The 19,344-nt window shown below is 49.2% G+C and carries 19 protein-coding genes; 12 read left to right on the plus strand and 7 right to left on the minus strand.

Annotated features, from left to right (window positions below):
• Positions 1-17: 17 nt before the first annotated feature.
• From K2G41_RS08335 to K2G41_RS08375, 9 genes are all read left to right on the plus strand, one after another.
• Positions 18-1,022 carry a virulence protein RhuM/Fic/DOC family protein gene (locus K2G41_RS08335; RefSeq protein WP_300117224.1) on the plus strand — a complete coding sequence of 335 codons (1,005 nt, stop codon included), beginning with the start codon at positions 18-20 and terminating at the stop codon, positions 1,020-1,022.
• Positions 1,023-1,221: 199 nt separating this feature from the next.
• Positions 1,222-2,298, plus strand: a complete 1,077-nt coding sequence (locus tag K2G41_RS08340; protein WP_300117226.1) for a lysylphosphatidylglycerol synthase transmembrane domain-containing protein — start codon at positions 1,222-1,224, stop codon at positions 2,296-2,298.
• A 28-nt stretch (positions 2,299-2,326) separates the two neighbouring features.
• Entirely contained in the window at positions 2,327-2,872 is a 546-nt protein-coding gene (locus K2G41_RS08345) for a hypothetical protein (protein WP_300117228.1), read from the plus strand.
• Between the two features lie 168 nt (positions 2,873-3,040).
• Positions 3,041-4,306 carry a 3-phosphoshikimate 1-carboxyvinyltransferase gene (locus K2G41_RS08350; RefSeq protein WP_300117230.1) on the plus strand — a complete coding sequence of 422 codons (1,266 nt, stop codon included), beginning with the start codon at positions 3,041-3,043 and terminating at the stop codon, positions 4,304-4,306.
• A 46-nt stretch (positions 4,307-4,352) separates the two neighbouring features.
• On the plus strand, positions 4,353-4,763 hold the full coding sequence (locus K2G41_RS08355) for a phospholipase (RefSeq protein WP_300117232.1): 411 nt from the start codon (positions 4,353-4,355) through the stop codon (positions 4,761-4,763).
• A 28-nt stretch (positions 4,764-4,791) separates the two neighbouring features.
• Positions 4,792-5,595 carry a metal ABC transporter permease gene (locus tag K2G41_RS08360; RefSeq protein WP_300117234.1) on the plus strand — a complete coding sequence of 268 codons (804 nt, stop codon included), beginning with the start codon at positions 4,792-4,794 and terminating at the stop codon, positions 5,593-5,595.
• Positions 5,596-5,712: 117 nt separating this feature from the next.
• Positions 5,713-5,973, plus strand: coding sequence for a hypothetical protein (locus K2G41_RS08365; RefSeq protein ID WP_300117236.1), 261 nt, complete (start codon positions 5,713-5,715; stop codon positions 5,971-5,973).
• 73 nt (positions 5,974-6,046) lie between these two features.
• Positions 6,047-8,101, plus strand: coding sequence for a hypothetical protein (locus tag K2G41_RS08370; RefSeq protein WP_300117238.1), 2,055 nt, complete (start codon positions 6,047-6,049; stop codon positions 8,099-8,101).
• A gap of 110 nt (positions 8,102-8,211) precedes the next feature.
• Positions 8,212-9,072, plus strand: coding sequence for an OmpA family protein (locus tag K2G41_RS08375; RefSeq protein ID WP_300117240.1), 861 nt, complete (start codon positions 8,212-8,214; stop codon positions 9,070-9,072).
• 143 nt (positions 9,073-9,215) lie between these two features.
• Here K2G41_RS08375 and K2G41_RS08380 read toward each other — a convergent pair whose 3' ends face one another.
• Positions 9,216-9,812 carry a DUF4230 domain-containing protein gene (locus K2G41_RS08380; RefSeq protein WP_300117242.1) on the minus strand — a complete coding sequence of 199 codons (597 nt, stop codon included), beginning with the start codon at positions 9,810-9,812 and terminating at the stop codon, positions 9,216-9,218.
• A gap of 35 nt (positions 9,813-9,847) precedes the next feature.
• Positions 9,848-10,435, minus strand: a complete 588-nt coding sequence (locus K2G41_RS08385; protein WP_300117244.1) for a DUF4230 domain-containing protein — start codon at positions 10,433-10,435, stop codon at positions 9,848-9,850.
• A 321-nt stretch (positions 10,436-10,756) separates the two neighbouring features.
• On the opposite strand from K2G41_RS08385, the gene K2G41_RS08390 reads away from it, so the two are divergent.
• Positions 10,757-12,688 carry a DNA polymerase III subunit gamma/tau gene (locus tag K2G41_RS08390; RefSeq protein ID WP_300117246.1) on the plus strand — a complete coding sequence of 644 codons (1,932 nt, stop codon included), beginning with the start codon at positions 10,757-10,759 and terminating at the stop codon, positions 12,686-12,688.
• A gap of 41 nt (positions 12,689-12,729) precedes the next feature.
• On the plus strand, positions 12,730-13,398 hold the full coding sequence (locus K2G41_RS08395) for a nitroreductase family protein (RefSeq protein ID WP_300117248.1): 669 nt from the start codon (positions 12,730-12,732) through the stop codon (positions 13,396-13,398).
• A 147-nt stretch (positions 13,399-13,545) separates the two neighbouring features.
• On the opposite strand, the gene K2G41_RS08400 is transcribed toward K2G41_RS08395, so the two are convergent.
• Positions 13,546-15,618, minus strand: coding sequence for a SurA N-terminal domain-containing protein (locus tag K2G41_RS08400; protein WP_300117250.1), 2,073 nt, complete (start codon positions 15,616-15,618; stop codon positions 13,546-13,548).
• A gap of 303 nt (positions 15,619-15,921) precedes the next feature.
• Between K2G41_RS08400 and K2G41_RS08405 the strand changes: the two genes are divergently transcribed.
• Entirely contained in the window at positions 15,922-16,623 is a 702-nt protein-coding gene (locus K2G41_RS08405; protein WP_300117252.1) for an SGNH/GDSL hydrolase family protein, read from the plus strand.
• Positions 16,624-16,712: 89 nt separating this feature from the next.
• Here K2G41_RS08405 and K2G41_RS08410 read toward each other — a convergent pair whose 3' ends face one another.
• The 4 genes from K2G41_RS08410 to K2G41_RS08425 are packed head-to-tail and all read right to left on the minus strand — an operon-like array spanning position 16,713 to position 19,335.
• A complete protein-coding gene (locus tag K2G41_RS08410; protein WP_300117253.1) occupies positions 16,713-17,732 on the minus strand; it encodes an alpha/beta fold hydrolase in 1,020 nt (339 codons plus the stop codon).
• Positions 17,725-18,063, minus strand: a complete 339-nt coding sequence (locus K2G41_RS08415; protein ID WP_300117254.1) for a DUF4491 family protein — start codon at positions 18,061-18,063, stop codon at positions 17,725-17,727. The genes K2G41_RS08410 and K2G41_RS08415 overlap by 8 nt, the downstream gene beginning before the upstream one ends.
• 28 nt (positions 18,064-18,091) lie before the next feature.
• On the minus strand, positions 18,092-18,637 hold the full coding sequence (locus K2G41_RS08420) for a hypothetical protein (protein ID WP_300117256.1): 546 nt from the start codon (positions 18,635-18,637) through the stop codon (positions 18,092-18,094).
• Between the two features lie 56 nt (positions 18,638-18,693).
• The gene (locus tag K2G41_RS08425; protein ID WP_300117258.1) at positions 18,694-19,335 is read right to left on the minus strand and encodes a hypothetical protein; all 642 of its coding nucleotides are present in this window, start codon (positions 19,333-19,335) and stop codon (positions 18,694-18,696) included.
• Between the last annotated feature and the right edge of the window lie 9 nt (positions 19,336-19,344).

Consider the following 19,344-nt stretch of genomic DNA (forward strand, 5'->3'; position numbering starts at 1 on the left):
TCATAATTTTATAAAATATGAATACAATAATACCTACCGATAGTATAGTCATATATCAGACAAGTGATGGTGAAACCAGTATAGATGTAAAATTTCAGGACGAAACAGTATGGCTTTCACAAGCTCAAATGGCAGAGCTGTTCCAGAAGGACAGAACTGTTATTGGAAGACATATCAATAATATATTCAAAGAGGGTGAACTTGAGGAATCTTTGGTATGTGCAAAATTTGCACATACCAAGAATTATGGTCGTAGAGAGGGATTTACTCAAAAAACAGAAATTACGTTTTATAATCTTGATGTGATTATCTCCGTAGGCTATCGTGTTAAGTCACAACGCGGTACACAATTTCGTATTTGGGCTAATAAAATTTTGAAACAATATCTTCTTCAGGGCTACGCTATCAATGAGCGTGTGGTAGCACATAAATATGACGAACTGAGTCAATTGATAAAAATTTTGGGACGTACTGTCCAGAATCAGGAAAAGCTTACCGAGGATAGTCGCTCTTTGCTTGATGTAGTGATTGATTATACATACGCCCTCGATACTCTTGATCGTTACGACTATCAGGAGTTGGAGATTGAGGACACTACCGGCAAAGAATCTTTCCATGCAACGTACGAGAATGCAATGGAGGTTATTCGTGAACTGCATGAGAAATTTGGTGGAAGCAACCTATTTGGTAATGAGAAGGATGATTCTTTCAAAAGCTCTATAGGTCAGATTTATCAAACCTTTGGAGGCGTTGATCTCTATCCTTCAGTTGAGGAGAAGGCTGCTATGCTTCTATACCTCGTTACGAAAAATCACTCTTTTAGCGATGGTAATAAACGCATTGCTGCTACATTGTTCTTGTGGTTTCTAAACGGCAATGGTATTCTTTACAATGAGGATGGTTCTAAGCGGATTGCTGATAATACACTTGTCGCTCTTACCCTGATGATTGCAGAAAGCCGTACCGAGGAGAAAGATACGATGGTGAAGGTAATTGTCAACCTCATTAACAAAAATAACTGAGAAATAGTAGTTATTCGCGTATTTTTCACGCATAAACGAGGGCCATTCTATATATCTTATATACTCTCTATAACCACAAAAGAATAGGAATAGCCATTCCTGAGGATGAGATATTCACAACTAATAATTTAATGATCGCTTAGTCGGAAAAAGTTTGTAACTTTGTAGATTCAATACGGTTAATTCATTTCGTTAGACAATGAGCAGCAGTGATGAGAATCAGGATATGAGTCCGGTGGCGGCTAAAAGACGCTTCTGGTCATATCTGCTGAAATATGGTGTGCCTCTGGTGATATCCGTGGGGCTGTGCTGGCTGTTGTTTCAGAATGATGACATAAATCCCGCACGAATGTGGGGGATCATCCGTGAGGAGTGTGATTTCCGGTGGATGTTGCTCAACATCGCTTTAGGATTGGCGGCACAGGTATTCCGTGCGGCGCGATGGCAGATACAGTTGCGGGCACTTTCGATCCGTCCTTCTTTCGGAGAACTGTTGTTGAGTATTTTCGGAACATATTCAGTCAATCTCGTATTTCCTCGGCTCGGTGAGGTGTGGCGCACCGGATATATAGCCAGCCGGGAGAAAGCACCGTTCACCACCGTGTTCGGCTCGATGGTGGCCGATCGTCTTGCCGATACATTGACAGTGTTTCTCCTGCTCCTGCTCACATTCATTCCTGCAGGCGCGCAGCTCCGGGCTTATTTCGGGCAGGACGGAGGACTGATGGTGAAACTTCTCGATATACTTAGTTCACCTGTGCTCTGGGGAGCTGTGGCTGCTACCGGTGTAATGTCGGTGTGGCTCTTTATCCGTTTCCCCGAACATAAGATCATTGTGAAAATCAAGCAGATATTACGGGGTTTGTGGGAAGGTTTCGCCGTGGTGGTCAGAATGCGTGGCAAGGGGTTGTGGCTGCTCTACACGGCATTGATATGGGGCTCCTACATAATGGCTCTCTACTGTGCCTTACGCTCATTTCCGCTTATGGCTGAAATGCTTTCGCGCCACGGACTGGCGGCACTTGCGGTGTGCTTTGTGTTCACGAGTATATCAATGGGTGTCCCCTCCAACGGCGGTATCGGGCCTTACCAGTGGGCCATGATCTTCGGAGTGGCTCTTTTCTCTGCCGATATTCCGGGACTTACGAGGGAGTATGCCCTGTCGTTCGCCAATATGCTTGTAGGTGTGCAGACTTTGGTACTCATTGTTCAAGGACTTCTGACTTTCGGCTGCATCGCTCTTGCGAAACGTCGAAACCATCCTGCTGAAAATTGAAATAAATACTATTAAAGATTGAAATTATATGAAATTCGACGATAGCGATCAGGATTATTTCCTCCATGATTTCTCTAAAGATAAGGATGATACCCCTACCCGATCCGAGTCCAACCCGGATCTGAGGGCATCGGATGACCGCTCTCCTTCTTTTGATTTTACAGATGGTGCCGGGACAAGTGCGCCTGTACCTGTCAAACGTAAGAAACGGCATGGATGGGTTTGGTTCTTCCTTATTGTTTTTATGATTCTTGCCGTAACGGTAGGTATCAGATATTTTGTGCCCTATGTCACGGAATCAAAGGTGACAGGCTATGTGACGCTCGTCGAAAAACGCGGTATTATCTGCCGCACATTCGAGGGAGAGATGGTGAGCGAATCCCAGCTGGCCGACAAAGGAAATGTCTATTCCCGCGATGTATATTTCAGCATTCCTGATGATGAGACGGCACGCCGCCTGCAGCAATATCAGGGGACGGGTACTCCGGTGACCATCACATGTAAGCGTTACTACGGCACTCTCCCTTGGCGCGGAGCTTCCAACAATATACTTGTCAGCTTTCAGCCTAAATGACGGATGCTGACCGAAGATAAATATTCCCTCCCGACTCACGAGGCTGTGTCGAAATTAAATCGGCTGTAGGGCCAGCGCAAGCGCAGGCCCTACAAACAGAAATCTGATCGTTTTGGCATTGCGATATACGATAAATCTAATAATCACCCCTCATAATACAAAGAAATTTTGGACTATAGAATACTTCCCCCCGATGGATTTCTGGAAGCGCGTCTGCAACTTCCGCTATCCAAAAGCATGAGCAACCGTGCTCTGATCATCAATGCCCTCACTCCGGGTGCATCACCCATGGAGGAAGTGGCGGTCTGTGACGACACGGATGCGATGCGCCGTGCGCTTGCCAATCAGGATGCCTCTGAGATCAATATCGGTGCGGCCGGTACGACCATGCGTTTCCTGACTGCCTATTTTGCTTCCAAGGAGGGGTCAGACCTCATACTTGACGGAAGCGAGCGTATGCGCCATCGCCCTATCAAGGTTCTCGTCGAGGCCCTGCGCTCTCTTGGAGCGGACATTGAATATGCTGGGGAAGAAGGCTTTCCTCCACTCCGTATCCGCGGACACAGACTGAAAGGTGGCGAACTGACGCTTGACTCATCGGTAAGCTCACAGTACATATCGGCTCTCCTGATGATAGCACCGACGATGGCCGATGGATTAAAATTGACGTTCACGGGCGAGACCGTCTCACGTCCCTACATACTCATGACCTTGAAAATGATGGAGGATGCAGGAATCGAAAGTGATTACTTCGATGATGTAGTGACTATAAATCCGCAGATCTATCGTCCTTACGACTTTAAGATCGAGGGTGACTGGAGTGCGGCTGCTGCGTGGTACGAAATATCAGCCATATCATCCGGTGCGGTGACCATTGACAATCTCGCGCGTAAATCATGTCAGGGTGACAGAAAGCTCGCGGATATCTTCGGGCATCTCGGAGTGACCACTGAGTGGGAGGGCGAGGATGGAGGAACTGACCTCGTCCCGTCACCTGATCAGGATGCGCGTCTGCGTGTGGATTTTTCCGATACTCCTGATCTCGCTCAGTACGTGATAGTCACATGCGTGATGCTCGGCATACCTTTCCATTTCACCGGACTTTCCACACTTGCCATAAAGGAGACAGACCGTGTGGGCGCGCTGACCACCGAACTGGCTAATATCGGTATATTCCTCCAGCCGGAGGGGCGCGATGTGGTGGCTTGGGAAGGTCAGCGTAGGCCGATAGACTCACTTCCTGTATTTGACACGTATGATGATCACCGCATGGCCATGTGTCTTGCCCCGATCTCCATATTCTTACCCGGAATTATCATACGCAACGCAGAGGTGGTGGCCAAATCATATCCCGGATTCTGGGATGAACTCCGTGCGGCAGGTTTCACCCTGCTTGACGGTGATGCACCCCTCCCCGACCCTGTTGACGAATAATATTCTGGTAATCAATATTTAAAATTAAGAAATATAGATTGCATTTATGACTGGAGCATTGATCATACTTGCGGTGACTGTGCTGGCAGGGATTATTCTCCGCCTCACCCATCGTCCGGATGACAGGAAGGACAAAGCCGATGACCGGCAGGAAACTTCCGATACTGAAGCGGAAGTGTGCTGCGGTCTTCACGCTGTTTGTGAGAAAGGTCTTAGTCCGGACGGAAAGGCTGTCTATTTTGATGATGAGGAGCTTGACCGCTTTGCCGGACGCCGTCCCGATGAGTATTCTCCGGAAGAGATCGAGGAGTTCCGTGAAGTGCTCTATACACTTCTTCCGGCCGATGTCTATCCTTGGGGATTCTCGCTCACACAGCGCAACGTGGCTCTCCCGACGGTACTGCGTGATGAATGGGTGATGATGGCCGGAGAATCGGACGGCGCAAAGAGAGTGTAAATGAAGAAATAATTGAATTGATTGTCCTGTGGAAATATTCGGATACGATTTTTTTCGTAATGCCTTGATAGGCATGATCCTGCTGAGTGTCGCATCGGCAGTGATCGGAACATACATTGTCACCCGCCGTCTCGTGTCTATTTCAGGAGGTATTACCCATGCCTGTTTCGGAGGTCTGGGCTTAGGTTACTTTTTAGGATGGAATCCGATCATCATGGCTGCGGTGTTTGCGGTAGCGTCCTCCTTGGGTGTCCAGTGGATGTCGAAGCGTCATCGTGTCCGCGAGGATTCGGCTATAGCCGTCATCTGGGCTTTGGGCATGGCTGTCGGAACGTTGTTCATCTTTCTTACACCGGGCTATGTCCCTGAACTTAATGCCTTTCTGTTCGGAAACGTACTCACGATAACCAAGGCCGATCTGTGGGCATTCGGTTCCTACACGGTCATTCTGCTTCTCTTTTTCGCATTTTTTTTCCGAAAGATAGTGATATGCGCGTTTGATCCGGATTTTGCTACCGTGCGTCATCTACCGGTCGGATTCATAACCACCGTGATGACTGTGCTTGTTGCGGTCTGCATAGTGTTGACCATACGTCTTGTGGGCGTGATGCTGCTGATGTCCATGCTTGCGTTGCCCCAGATGGTGGCCGAGACTTTCTGTCACCGTTTCAAGACCATGATGTGGCTCTCCATAGCTGTTTCGACCGCATGTTGTGTCTGCGGATTACTGCTCGGAGCGGTGATCGACGTGCCTTGCTCGGCACTCATAGTCCTTACGATGACCGGGGTCTATGTGGTAACGCGTCTGTATGCGTTCATGAAACAGAAGTGAAAAAACCGATATTAAACGAGCCGTTTTTTACGAGAAACGTAGAATTGTCAGGAGGAGGCGCGCATAACTTTTTGAATGTGCCGATTGTTATTTATCATATAGACAATAACTTCGGCTATGAAAAAGAAACACACACTCCGCCTATTTCTCTCGCTTGGAGCGGGAGTGGCACTGTCAGGCTTGCTGAGCGGTTGCGCCGGCATGTGGCTTGGGACTGACACCGATCTGAACTTTACCCAGCCCGGCGGTTTCGGAATCGATATCGGTGTCGGTGGCCCTATCGGTCGTCCGACTCCTCCCCCGCCTCCCGGTGGTCCCGGCGGACCTCCTCCTGCCGGACCTATGCCCCCCGCTGGTCCTCCTCCGTTCGGATGGTAGCTGATAGTTTTGGTGGGGTTACAGATTTTTCGTACTTTTGCCTTTGAATCAAAAGCCAATTATCTCAACACTTATGTCCCAGTATTCCTATCTGCACATCGCCCTGCGCGGCGAGCTTGAGGGAGCTACACGAACCATCTATGCCTATCCTGCCGCAGGCAGTGAGATTGATCCGCGCTGGAACTCAACTATGGTTGAACCGGGTGCGGCTATCAGACGTTTCCTGAACACTTCGGAATGTTATATACTTCAGTCGTCGCCCCGTGGCCATTATTTCTCTCTGATAACCCGCAATACGCTTAATCCTGATGCGGGCTACATGATGATATCCATTCTCCTGAACAACGGTTGCGCTCTTACGGGACGCCAGTTGATCGGAGTGTTCAACAATATCAAAAAGACACTTGCCGATGAGGGATCGCTCACCGACGAGGCTGTCGAGGACGCTCTCAAGGATGCGGATGTGCCTGAAGAACCAATGATGCTTGAGGCTTGGATGTATCATGCACCGGAGGAGGATATACGGATGGAGGAAGCGGCTTACCGTACCTATATTTCGCAGCAGGAACTGGAATCCATCTTCTCGTTCCCTTGCCAGCTGGATTACGGTAAGTACAGATGTATCATCGTGATTTCCGCTACGGCTTCCCTGCGTCCCGGAGTGAGGATGCCGCGTATCACCGCCCCTATCCGCAAGCTCTATTCCGTGGTCTGTCCGGAGGGTGTGACCACTTCCGATAAGCAGGCTTACGAGGGTGAACGCCTTGAAATCATGTATGAGAAGGATGGTTTCCGCAAGCATAAGGAGAATGTGATTGTCGGAACACCTTCAGCCTACATAAAGTATGAGGGTTCGACGATGCAGGTAAGGACTGCAGTGCAGACCGGTATCCGTTTCGAACGCCGCATTCCTTTCAAGGTCGTTTCGGCTAAGGGGGGTGCTGTCAATGGCTATACCATTACCCTCAACGGACGGCAGGTCAATACGATGGTGCCGTATATCGAGTTTTATGAGAAGGATCTGAAGCCGGGAAGTGAGGTTGATCTCGTGGTGCGCTCAAATAATTTTCGTTCGCTTAAACTTAAAAAGGCTGCTGAGGAGATGCTCGTCACGGAGGAGCTTGAACTGGTGATGCAGCCTGTGGAGCAGGGAATCACCCTGCGTCTGGACTTCGGTGACGGACGTGTGTTCGAGCAGCAGATATCGATTGAAAAGAACACTCCGGAATATAACCGTCTGCATTCTGGCAATTTCCATGGCTTCCGGGCCATGCGTCAGATTGCCGATGATGACAGCGAGGTCTATAACGTTGATGTCCGGGCTAACGTACCAGCCGTCGGAAATGACCGTAAGCAGCCGTCGGACAGTGATGAACCTAAGCAGGAGACTGTCAGCAAAGCACCTGTCTTTGAGAATATCTCTGATGAAGTTGCGGATGAACGTCCGAAGATCGACACGACTCTTCCGACTACTGAGATAATCGAGGATAATACGGATGATCAAGATCCTGCCGATACACGTGAGAGCCGTATTCCCAGCTATTCCGAATATAATCCTGATGAGGATGATGAGGATGATTCTGACGGCCATGCCGAAAGCGGGCAGAGTCGCCGTAAGTCATGGCTGTGGATCGGTCTGGGTGTGATTCTTGTGATCATTGCCGGTGTGATTTTCATTCCTCAGTATCTCGGTCCGTCGGATGAGGAGACTCCTACCGAGGAAATCGAGGCCGAGGAAGCCGGCACACAGACTCCTGTAACCGTGGCTGCTATGACCCCTGAAGAGACCGAGGACGTCAATTATATGAACTCTTATCCTGTATGGGAAGTTGCGAAGCTGAAGAGTCCGATGGCACATAGCCTTGTGAAGGCTATTACGGACGGTGATATTGATGCGGTGGTCAATAATGACTACTTCTCAGTTCCCGGACGTGCCACTAATGATAAGGCGATACTTTTCGCTGATCTGATGTGGCGTGCCAAAGGATCTTATAGCGAGTCGAGCAACCGCCGTGTGATGCGTTCGGCCATAAAGAACGGACAGCTGAATCTCAAGGAGTTCTCTGACAATCTTGCCAAACGCCGTCCTGCCGAAAGGGAAAATTCCGCTCCCCGCCCCACAAAGTGATGCGAGTAAGAGGGTGTTTCATAACCAATGTTAAACCTTTCACGTTGGATTAAGTCAAACAAATTATAATCATATTACTCAATCTCTAATTTAACCGACATTATTTAATCATGAGACTACGCTCATTGACAATCGCAGCTGTTGCAGCTATGTTGGGCCTCACCGGATGTGTGAGCAACAAGAAATATGTGGCTCTTCAGGCAGAACACGAGTCGCTGCAGAAGCAGTACAATGCCTCGCAGGTAGAGCTTGCCGAGACCCGTGCCAACGGAAAGAGTCTTGAGACCCTTCTCGCACAGGCAAGGGCAAACAACGAGGAGTTGAAGCGCAGTCACGCTGCTCTCCAGAAATCGCTTGACAACAGTATCAATCAGAATACTCAGGGTAACGCCAACATCTCCAAGCTTGTTGACGAGATCAACGCTTCGAACCGTTATATCAAGCAGCTTGTCGAGGCCAAGTCCAAGTCTGATTCACTTAACCTTGCCCTCACGACCCGTCTGACTCGCTCACTGGATGCAAGCGAGATGGATGAGGTGAATGTGAAGGTGCTCAAGGGAGTTGTCTATATCTCGCTCGCTGACAATATGCTCTTCAAATCCGGTAGCTATGACGTCAACGAACGCGCCATGGAAACTCTCGGCAAGATCGCCAAGATCATCAAGGATTACCGTGACTATGACGTGCTTGTGGAAGGTAATACCGATCCTGTGCCCATCAACCGCACGAATATCCGCAATAACTGGGATCTCAGCGCACTCCGTGCAAGCTCCATCGTGCAGGTGCTCCAGAATGATTTCGGCATTGATCCTTCCCGCCTCACCGCTGCCGGACGCGGCGAATTCAACCCTATCGCCGACAATACGACAGAAGTCGGTCGTCAGCGCAACCGCCGTACAGAGATCATCATTACTCCCAAGCTTGATCAGTTCCTTGATCTCATTGACAAAGCTCCTGAAACTCAGGAATAAATCTATCTGCTGATTGTTTCTCTGTCAGATTACTGACATCACCCCCATAAAAGCAACAGGCTTTATCATCCTTTCACGGAGATGATAAAGCCTGTTGCTTTTAGTCAGCTATAATGTATATATGTAGATTGGATGAATATCATTTACTGATTTCTCTCGCCGTAGCCGTCGGGACGGAGATCGATGACGGTTATATTGGGATCCATCTTTGAAAACAGACGGGAGAGTGTTGAAATGGCTGATGCGCGTGCGCGCCTGACATAGCCCTTGGAGTAGAATGATTTCTTATAGCGGGCTGCCATACGTTTCTTGATCGCATTCTCCTCTGCGGCAGTAAGTTTGCGCAGACCGAGCAAGCTGCTGTCCCATGTGTCGATAACCTCGTAGGCATTGTCTGAGGTCGATTCATAAATATCGATTTCCTCCGGAGGAAGGATCACGAATACGGAATCGTTTCGCAGCTGATAGTCAAGGCGTTCGAGGTCGAAGCGAATATAGCCGTTGACAGTACTTTTGGCAAAAATCCACTTTCCGTTTATAGAGTCCTTGAATGCGATGTCATCGCGTACCTCAAGGGAGCAAAGCTTCACCATTTCCTTTATTTCAGACAGTTTTGTCTCGGAAAATGACATGTTGGTCGAAGACGAAGTGCTGCGCCATAGCAACAGACCGACACAAGCTATACTGGCGGCAAGCATGACAATTCCTGCCACATGCATACCTATAAATTTCTTGAACATAATTGGGATTAGTGTGATTTGAGAGGTATCGTTATTTATTGGAATGAGATCTCGCTGTCATAGCCATAGCTATGCAGGAGGATGGTGAAAAAGCCACGGGCTTTGGCCTGTGCTTCCTTGACGAGCAGTGAACGGTATTCGGCATTACCCTCCACATCCTTTTTGAGAGCCTTGCTCATCTTGTCTTTAAGCATGGCGCGTTCCTTGGCTGTGATTTCTGACCGCAGCAGACTGACGCGGTAATGCTCCTCCTTTACACCGAGATCGCGGCCAATATAACGGGTCTGGACCGGAGGAAGTGTGAGTTTGACCAACTTACGTTTTTCATCGACCTCCACATCCTGATCGCGAAGCTGCCCTAAGTCAATGTAGGCCTCAATATAGGTCTGGAAGGAATATGCGGCAATGCGGTCACCCACTTTCAGATTATTGACAAGAGCGTCGATACCTTTTGCCCCCTCATCGCTGATAGTGCCGACCTTGTTGAGCGACATCTCTGTCAATACAAGTTTTTGCACATCCTGAAGCTCATGAAACACGTTGATTTCCTGTTTCTTCTGACATGATACTGTCAGTGTCAGCCCCATCACAGCACAAAGTATAAATTTCAGTGTGTCATACATAGTTAAACTGATGCATTTTAGGAGAGTTAGTAATTATTTGCATGATCTCACTTCACAAAAATACGAAATAAAATCATATTTCATCCGTAACCAATTATCTGAAGCAGAGATTTTAGACTTTTTTATAAGACTTTTTCATTCTCAAATGGTTTAAAATCGAAGGAAAATATACCTAATCTACCCCCAAAATGAGTAAATCTGAATCAGTAAACCTACAAAATCAAGTCAACCTTTTTCAGGAACGGCCACTATATTTTAACCCCACGGATAGGGCGGTGATTTTGTTTGGAAAAGTGGGAAATTGTGTGTAAATTTGTGGATATGGAAAACTATATTGTCTCGGCAAGAAAATATCGTCCGGCGACGTTTGACAGCGTGGTCGGTCAGAAAGCTCTAACCGCCACCTTGAAGAATGCCATTGCCACCCACCGGTTGGCCCACAGTTATCTTTTCTGTGGTTCGCGCGGTGTGGGAAAGACTTCGTGTGCGCGTATCTTCGCCAAGACAATCAACTGTTCAAATCCTACGCCTGAAGGCGAGGCATGCAATCAGTGTGACAGCTGCCGTGCGTTCAACGAGGGCAATTCGCTTAATATAATCGAGCTTGACGCTGCCTCAAACAACGGCGTGGATGATATACGCCAGCTTGTGGAGCAGGTGCAGATTCCGCCGTCGCAGGGTGCTTACCGTGTATTTATCGTCGATGAGGTCCATATGCTGTCGCCGGCTGCCTTCAATGCTTTCCTCAAGACTCTTGAAGAGCCGCCGTCCTACGTGATCTTTATCCTTGCTACGACCGAGAAGCATAAGATCATACCCACGATTCTCTCGCGCTGTCAGATTTATGATTTCAAGCGTATTACGGTCAGGGATATGATTGATCATCTCGCGTATGTGGCCTCGCAGGAGGGCATGACGGCTGATCCTGCCGCGCTCAATGTAATTGCCCGCAAGGCTGACGGAGCTATGCGCGACGCACTTTCGATATTTGATCAGGTTGCGGCCTCGTCGCGCGGAAATATCACGTATCAGAGTGCCATAGAGAATCTCAATGTGCTTGATTATAATTATTATAACAAGCTCCTTGATTGTTTTCTCAACGGGAAGGTGCTCGACACATGGCTAATATATAAGGAGATCCGTGACCGCGGATTTGACTCGCATTTCTTCATAAACGGACTTGCCGATTATATGCGTGATCTGATGGTCGCGCGTGATCCATCGACAATGGTCCTGCTCGAAGCCGACGATGAGGCAAGGAAAGCAATGGCCGCTACAGCAGCCAAATGTCCGCCTGAGTTCATCTATAAGGCTATGAACCTTTGCAATGAGGCAGACCTGAATTACCGCGCGGCTTCCAACAAGCAGTTCCTTATAGAGCTGACATTGGCAAAAATATGCCAATTGTTAAGCCCCTCTCCCGATAACAGTGGCGCAGGCGAGGGGCAGTTACAGAAGATACAGTCCGCCACTTCACAGCCGCAGGCCAGACCGGCTGCTACAACGCACCCCGCAGCGAATCATCAGCAGACGGTCTCACAGCACCCCGCACAAACTGCTCCCGTTGCGACTCCGAATGTCCATAATGCTGCTTCACAACAGCCGGTATCAGCTCCGCAACCACGATCCGGTATGGTTACTCATGGTGGCGGGCAAACCGGTCAGAATCATCCCTCAGCATATCCTCCGGCCACTCAGCAAGCCCCGACAGTAGCGGCTTCCCCGTCTGCATCTTACGGTGCAGGAGCCGGCACACCTCCGCCACCTTCACAGTCGGCGACAAAGCGTCCGCTTAAACGACCGACATCCACATTTTCCATCAACCCGGCCAAGGCTTCAGGCCAGAACGCTGCACAGACATCGGCATCCGCTGCCGTGCAAGAACTGCGCAACGGTCTCTATTCGCGTGAACAGCTCAACAAAGCATGGCAGGATTTCATCAAGGCGCATCCTACAGAGCATATACTCATAAATACCATGCGTGCGTCTTTTCCCGCTCCGGTTGAGGGACATAACTACAAGATGATGGTGGAAAATGACATGCAGCTCAACGTGATAGACCAAGTGACCCCGTCACTGCTTAAATTTATCCGTGACGCGCTTGAAAATGACCATTTCACGCTCACTGTTGAGCTGAATCAAGGAGCGGCATCTCCGCATACATGGAACGAGCGCGATGTGCTTAAACACATGGTGGAAAATATTCCGGCTCTGCGTGGATTTATCGATGATCTTGGCCTGACTTTAGGCTGATCACATATCGACCTCCGGATTAACTTGACATACTTTTATTTATGGATTACAATATCATACTTGAGCGTCATTCCGTGCGCTCATATACTAACGTACCGTTAAGCTCCGGGAAGATAACGCAACTTAACGAAGCAATCGCTGCCTACAACTCGGCGGGAGGGCTTCATCTGCAGCTCGTCACTGACGAACCGGATGCCTTCGGGAAGTCCATAATGGCACGTTACGGTAAGTTTGAGAACGTCCGTAACTATGTCTGCATGATCGGTCCGAAAGGTGACGATACGGAAGAAAGAATAGGTTATTATGGAGAAGCATTCGTCCTGCTCGCGCAGGAACTGGGGCTCAACACCTGCTGGGTCGGCATGACCTTCAGCAAAGGTAGGATTCCGGCAGAAATAGGGGAGGGGGAGAAACTCTATGCGGTCATTGCGGTCGGCCACGGTGCCACACAAGGTTCAACACACCGGATCAAGTCTCCGGAGCAGATCTGTCGGGATATTGAAGCGGCTCCAGAGTGGTTCAGGCGTGGAATCGAGTGTGCGCTTCTTGCACCTACGGCAGTCAATCAGCAGAAATTCCATTTTAAATGGCTGGGGGAGAATCGCGTCTCAGCATCAACTTCATGGGGATTCTATACGAAGATAGATCTCGGTATAGCCAAACTTCATTTTGAACTGGGTTCACGGCCTACGGTCGTGGAATGGGTGTAGCCAGATGTGGGTTACAGACGAATGGCTGCCGTAACGGTATATGGTAAAATAGAAGAGGATTAAATATCTTACAATAAATAGAATCGGGTCATCCATTTTATGTGGATGACCCGATTCTATTTATTGGAGTGTCTCTATGAGAAAGACTTACTTATAGAACTTGTTGATGTTGTTGCTTACCTTCTTATTACCGAGGAGGATACGGTCAAGAGAGTTCATCATGCGTGAAGCACCGCGCTGCTGATTGTAGCGGATTGAATTCTCTTGGAAGTCGTAGGGACGACCTTCGTTGTCGATATCGGTCACCTGAAGTACGATCACAGAGTTGTTGGCCTGCATAGGACCTACGAGTGCACCTTTCTGTGCGTTTGCGACCTTACCCTGAACCGCGCTTTCGCTCATACCGAGACCGGGAACCATGTACTGGCCGAAGTTGACAGTAGTGGTATCTACCGATACATTCATGAGCTGAGCGTAGCCTGCTACGTCCTTAGCCTTACCGTCGTAGTCAGCGAGGAGTTTGGCTGCTTTCTTGTCATTGCGGGCCTGAGCTGCAAGGATAGTGTGAACCTGAGCGTCGCGTGCAGGAACGTAGCCGCCGTCATAGATATCGTTGACAGCTACAGCGATGAAACGACCGGTCTGAACATCACCGAATACGGGTGAAACCTGACCCTTCTTGGCATCCATTACCCAAGCGACAGCTGCGTGTGAGTCATTGAGGTTGCCGATGGTGGGAGATGATGCGCTGACAGTAGCGGGGAAGGTAGTGTAGCCTGCCTCCTGAGCGTTTTCTGCAAAAGTCTTTGAGTCCTTGTTGTCATCTACATATTTGCGGAGAGCGGCATCAAGTTCGTTGATTGTAGCGTTGGAAGGCTCTGTTGTGAAAGTTATAGTTGCAAGATCATAAACGGTAACAGGAGCTTCACGCTGGCTTACACGCATGATGCGACCGCCTTCAGCGAGAGTGTCCGGAGTGAAATATATACCGGTTGCACGGCCATCGATGAGTTCCTTGACTGAAGCTGCATTGGCATCGAGGAGTGATACTTCCATATCCTTCTGAGCCTGCGCTACGAGGGGAGAAGCTGATACGCTGTCGAATGACACACCGGCGTTGAGCTGGCCGACGAGTGAGTCAACCTGTGCGCGGCTACCCTGAACAGCGAGGAAGTCGATCTTTACCTGTGCCACCTCCTGATCCTTACCGATGAGTTTGGCAAGAGTGTAGTCGTTACCGTTCTTGCTGACGAGAGTTGCACGGCCTACAGAGAGGCTGTCGAGGGCTGCTTTAAGACGAGCCTGCTTATCGACATCAGACTGAGTGATTTTGTTGCGGTCACCTACGAATTCAGGCATCGTAGCTATGCCCTGAAGTTCGGGATTGTTGTTGAGAGCCAAGAGAGCGTCCTCGACTTTCTTCTGACCGGCGAGAACGTCGGCTTCAGAGGGCACGATGTTTACAGCGATATAGCTGACAGTGCGGGTGGGTTCGTCGAGTGCGTAGCGGTTCTTATCCTTATTATAAAGAGCGTTGATGTCGCTGTCGCTTACTTCAAAGTCATCATCCTTGAGCGATGAGAAGTCTTTCTTGGCATAAATGATGTGGGCTGTAGCGGCGTTGTCATCATAAAGAGCCTTGGCATCAAGTTCGTTGGCTACGAGCGTTCCGGCGAAAAGATTCTGGAATTTCTGCTGAAGGAGCATACGCTCGACATTGTTTTCGAGGTCGATCCAGTAAGCCTGAAGCTGCTGAGCCTGAGCCTGCTGCATGCCGTATTTAGTAGGGTTGAAAGCCATATCGTGGGCAGTCTTTGCGTCGGGTACACCGAGTTGCTGCTGCACCATACGATCGACATACTGTGAATTTTTGCCTACCATCATGTCAGTGAGTTCCTGATCAGTCACTGTAAGACCAAGATCCTTGATCTCCTGATCGAAGAGTTTCTCTGCGATCATGGCATTGAGCACCTGCTGCTGGAGCACGGCGTTGTCCATGCGCTGATTCTGGGCCTGAGCCTGCTGCGAGGCATCCTGCACGCGACGCTGGAATTCCTGAATGTCAATCTTGTTACCATCGACCTTTGCAATGGTGGTGCCGGTGCCGAAAATAGTGCGGCCCGAAGTAAAGAAGTCACCGATGATAAAAGCCAGCAGACCGGCTCCCACGATGATGAGCAAGAGGGCTGACTTGCTACGGATTTTTTCTAATGTTGCCATTTATGTTTAGATGATTTTTGATTTTAAGGGTTATAAATGCTGTAAATAGCCGTCAATAAGCCCCACATGGCAGAGGCTACGCGGATTTAAAGCACAAAAGTACGATAAATTCCATTTAATTCAAAACGAACCTATTGAAAATCATTGGACACGGAGGGAAAAATGAGTGAAAAATTATAAAAAATACTTCGTAAGAGTGTAATATACTTCCCGCTGTGTGCGTTTTTCTAAGCAAAGGAGTGGGTCGGAGTCAGTTCTGGCCCTTCCGAAAACAAGTTATTTCATCTAAACCCACCATTTGACATGCGCCGTCAACTATTTATTCTTTTGTTTACTCTCGTCTGCTGCTCTGTTTCGCTTTTTGCTGTTCAGCCACGTCCCGGAGTGTCGATACTCGGTGACTCATATTCCACTTTCGAGGGTTATGTGACTCCGGATACCAACTATGTATGGTATTTTAAAGTCCCGAACACTCAACAGACTGACGTGAGCGATGTCAAGCAGACTTGGTGGCAGCAGCTCATCCGTGATAAGAACCTTCGTCTCGTAGTCAACAATTCGTTTTCCGGTTCTACGATCTGTAACCGAGGATATCGTGGCGAGGATTACAGCGACCGTTCATTTCTGACTCGTGTGAAGGAGCTTGGTTCGCCTGATATAATCCTTGTGTTCGGTGGCACTAACGATTCATGGGCTGGCGTAGAGGTCGGTGAATATCTTGATGAGAACGGTCTTACGGCTGACGGCAGCGAACCGGATCTCTATACTTTCCGTCCGGCACTTGACCGTATGCTATCTACAATGAAGGATTACTATCCGGGGACGGATATATACTTCATCGTCAACACAAAGCTCCGACCCGAAATCACGGAATCAATAGTGACACTGTGTGGACGTTATGGAGTCGAGACGATAATGCTTGAGGATATTCACAAAAAAGCAAACCATCCCTCTGTCAAAGGGATGGCCGAGATTGCCCGACAGGTCGGGGAAAGATTGAAGTGATGCCGGAGGGATTAATCACTCTCTGACACAGTGTGTGATATCGATGGCGGCGTAGATTTTTTCCTTATCCCGCACGTTGCTAATTGCTCTTACAGGCTATCACGTTTGGCGAAGAGTCCGTCGAGCCAACGGGTGATGGTCTCAAGAGTAGTAGGGGAGACGTCCTCCGTGATTGTCGCATACTCCTGTATCATACCGGTTTTGCAGCGTTGGAAAAGATGGTTATGCTCAGGGAGGAGCTTGATTATAGCTCCGGGATTGAGCTCGGAGATGGTATTGAGATTTTCCGGAACCACCTGTAGGTCAAGAGTCCCGTTAAGCGCAAGCCAAGGTTTGTTGATGGATTTTATCTCTGCGGTAGGATCATAACGGAGCATGTTGCGATACCACGGCGAAAGCATTGTCTCCACTTGCGCGGCCAATTGCTTTTGCACGTCGGGTAACTTCGCTCCTTCACCGAGACTTTCAGCGAGGGTCATGTAGATGGTTGTGTTGGCCTGCTTTGCGGGTAGATCGGATTTTGCTGTCTCAAGTATCCGGCGTTGGAGAGTCTCGCCGTCCCAGCGACCGGTCATGCGGGTAGCTATGGCGCGGGATTGGGACATTATGACTGAATCACCCTGCCATGCAGGAGCGGCAAGAGTAACGATAAATTCACATTTGGGGTTATGTGCGGCATTGCGGATAGCTATTGTACCGCCTTCGGAGTGACCGATGACACCAACCGGAATCCGGGAGTAACAACTGTCAATATATGCCACTCCGGCCGCAATATCATGGACAAAGTCGTCAGTAGTGGCCGAGGCGAAATCACCGCCGCTTCCGCCTATGCCACGGTCATCCATGCGCAGAACGGCATAGCCGTTTGCCGTCAGATGGTCCGCTATGGTTTTAAACGGGCGGTGTCCGAGGATTTCTTCATCGCGGTTTTGCTGACCGCTTCCGGTGGCCATTACTATGGCCGCTTTGGGCTCTATGGTGTCAGGCACGGAGAGTGTCCCGGCAAGAGTTATTCCATGGCAGTGGTTAGTGATGGTTACTTCTTTCTCCAGACCGTAGGCAGAGGCGGAGAGCATGAGAAGTGAGGTAATAACTATGAGTCTATACATCTGATTCCGGAGTTAACGTTTTTTTATCCTTACGGTTGGGATTGGCGGGAAACCATCCGCGGGCCACACGTTTTTGCTGCTCGAAGATCTCACCTATGGTCCAGAAGGATGAGAAAGAGAACACTCCGAGCAGTGATGACCAGAACACATCATCGACGAGCAGTGAACCTGCAATCCCCGCTATGCCGAGAAGGAGAAACCACCACCAGCAACGTGTGCCGAAATAGTACTCACATTTTATTGTGATCGGATGGAAGATTCCTATTATAAGAAAAGTGCATATCCCTATCGCAAGGCCAAGAAGATTATGATTTGAGAGTAATTCGCTCATTAAAATTCGGTGTATATGTGTATTCGGATTATGGTTTTGACGTTAATTCAGTCTCATTCGGGCCGTCGGCAAGATCTGTCATGGTTATATATGAGATCACCGTACATGTCACACGGTAGGGGGTGACATTGGCCACTCTCGGCTGACGGCCTCTATAATAATAGAAGGAGTTCTGTCTATCCCATGATGGAAATTCTACTCTGCGTGTCGCTCCGGCCGGAATATCATCATGAAGGTCAATGACTTCCTCATGAAGTGTATGGCCGGACATGTCGGAATATGACAGCCGTATATTTAGACCAACGATTCTGCAGGGGAGTTTATTGCTTACAAACATGCTTTCCTTGCGAGAATTGAGAGGTTTGTCATAACCGGAAAGGCGTATGTCAGCCTGCGAGGTGACGGCTATTGTGTCGAAACGTATCTTCTGCACCTTGTTCTCCACTGATGTCGTCCCAGCTGCTTTTGGGCGCAGACGCCCCCGCAGAGTCTTTTCGGCATTGGCTTCAGTGAGTGCTCCTGCAAGCAGGATTGACAGGAAAACGGTTAGAAGCCTTAGTGCGTGGATAGGCATAGATGATTGTGGTGGTGAATTACTTGTGGGAAAATGGGAGAAACATTAGTAAGCCTTTAGAGATAGCGTGGTTCTGTGGGGATGGCAGGTGCGGGAAACACTCGTAGGCAACCGTCGATATCACCGGGACTTTTTTCCTGTTTTGTTATCAACCGGCGATACATGTATGGCAATAGTCTCCACCAGTTGAAGCGCAGGGAACTGCCGTAGCGGCTTATCACGAGGCGGCTTTCATCGTCACCGAGGGTGAGGGTAACCTTTTTCGGCGAGTGGAGGGCAGTTCCTGAATCCGTGCGCCCGGTGTAGATACGTCCGTCATAGACCCCGCGTTTTGCTGTCGGTGACAGATAGCCCATCACTGTGCCGGGACGCAACGACATGTCGGCAGCACGCACTATGACCATGCGGTAGGTGACAGCACCGGCCTCGTCCCTTGCCGGATCATCACTATCCTCGCGTTCGATGGCCATCAGGGTTCCCTCGGCTGCAAAACGCCACAGACCTTCCACGGAATGGAGTGGTAGTAACTGCATCCGCTCCATGACTTCAGCGGCCGTATCATAGCCATTTACGGTAGTTGAGATCCGTGGTGTCCCGTCAATAACCTTCTCCTCAATCAATTTAGGCAGCTCAGAACCGCCCGCAGTGACTGCTGCGGACCAGAGTAGGAGGGAGAGGGATATGAGCAGCCGGATCATTGTCAATAA

It is taken from the genome of Duncaniella sp., assembly GCF_029056165.1.
In the GTDB taxonomy this organism is placed as follows: Bacteria; Bacteroidota; Bacteroidia; order Bacteroidales; family Muribaculaceae; genus Duncaniella.

Coding starts and splice junctions, on each gene's coding strand:
- K2G41_RS08335 (WP_300117224.1), top strand. CDS start 18: ATGAATACAATAATACCTACCGATAGTATAGTCATATATCAGACAAGT.
- K2G41_RS08340 (WP_300117226.1), top strand. CDS start 1,222: ATGAGCAGCAGTGATGAGAATCAGGATATGAGTCCGGTGGCGGCTAAA.
- K2G41_RS08345 (WP_300117228.1), top strand. CDS start 2,327: ATGAAATTCGACGATAGCGATCAGGATTATTTCCTCCATGATTTCTCT.
- K2G41_RS08355 (WP_300117232.1), top strand. CDS start 4,353: ATGACTGGAGCATTGATCATACTTGCGGTGACTGTGCTGGCAGGGATT.
- K2G41_RS08365 (WP_300117236.1), top strand. CDS start 5,713: ATGAAAAAGAAACACACACTCCGCCTATTTCTCTCGCTTGGAGCGGGA.
- K2G41_RS08370 (WP_300117238.1), top strand. CDS start 6,047: ATGTCCCAGTATTCCTATCTGCACATCGCCCTGCGCGGCGAGCTTGAG.
- K2G41_RS08375 (WP_300117240.1), top strand. CDS start 8,212: ATGAGACTACGCTCATTGACAATCGCAGCTGTTGCAGCTATGTTGGGC.
- K2G41_RS08380 (WP_300117242.1), bottom strand. CDS start 9,812: ATGTTCAAGAAATTTATAGGTATGCATGTGGCAGGAATTGTCATGCTT.
- K2G41_RS08385 (WP_300117244.1), bottom strand. CDS start 10,435: ATGTATGACACACTGAAATTTATACTTTGTGCTGTGATGGGGCTGACA.
- K2G41_RS08390 (WP_300117246.1), top strand. CDS start 10,757: ATGGAAAACTATATTGTCTCGGCAAGAAAATATCGTCCGGCGACGTTT.
- K2G41_RS08395 (WP_300117248.1), top strand. CDS start 12,730: ATGGATTACAATATCATACTTGAGCGTCATTCCGTGCGCTCATATACT.
- K2G41_RS08400 (WP_300117250.1), bottom strand. CDS start 15,618: ATGGCAACATTAGAAAAAATCCGTAGCAAGTCAGCCCTCTTGCTCATC.
- K2G41_RS08405 (WP_300117252.1), top strand. CDS start 15,922: ATGCGCCGTCAACTATTTATTCTTTTGTTTACTCTCGTCTGCTGCTCT.
- K2G41_RS08410 (WP_300117253.1), bottom strand. CDS start 17,732: ATGTATAGACTCATAGTTATTACCTCACTTCTCATGCTCTCCGCCTCT.
- K2G41_RS08415 (WP_300117254.1), bottom strand. CDS start 18,063: ATGAGCGAATTACTCTCAAATCATAATCTTCTTGGCCTTGCGATAGGG.
- K2G41_RS08420 (WP_300117256.1), bottom strand. CDS start 18,637: ATGCCTATCCACGCACTAAGGCTTCTAACCGTTTTCCTGTCAATCCTG.
- K2G41_RS08425 (WP_300117258.1), bottom strand. CDS start 19,335: ATGATCCGGCTGCTCATATCCCTCTCCCTCCTACTCTGGTCCGCAGCA.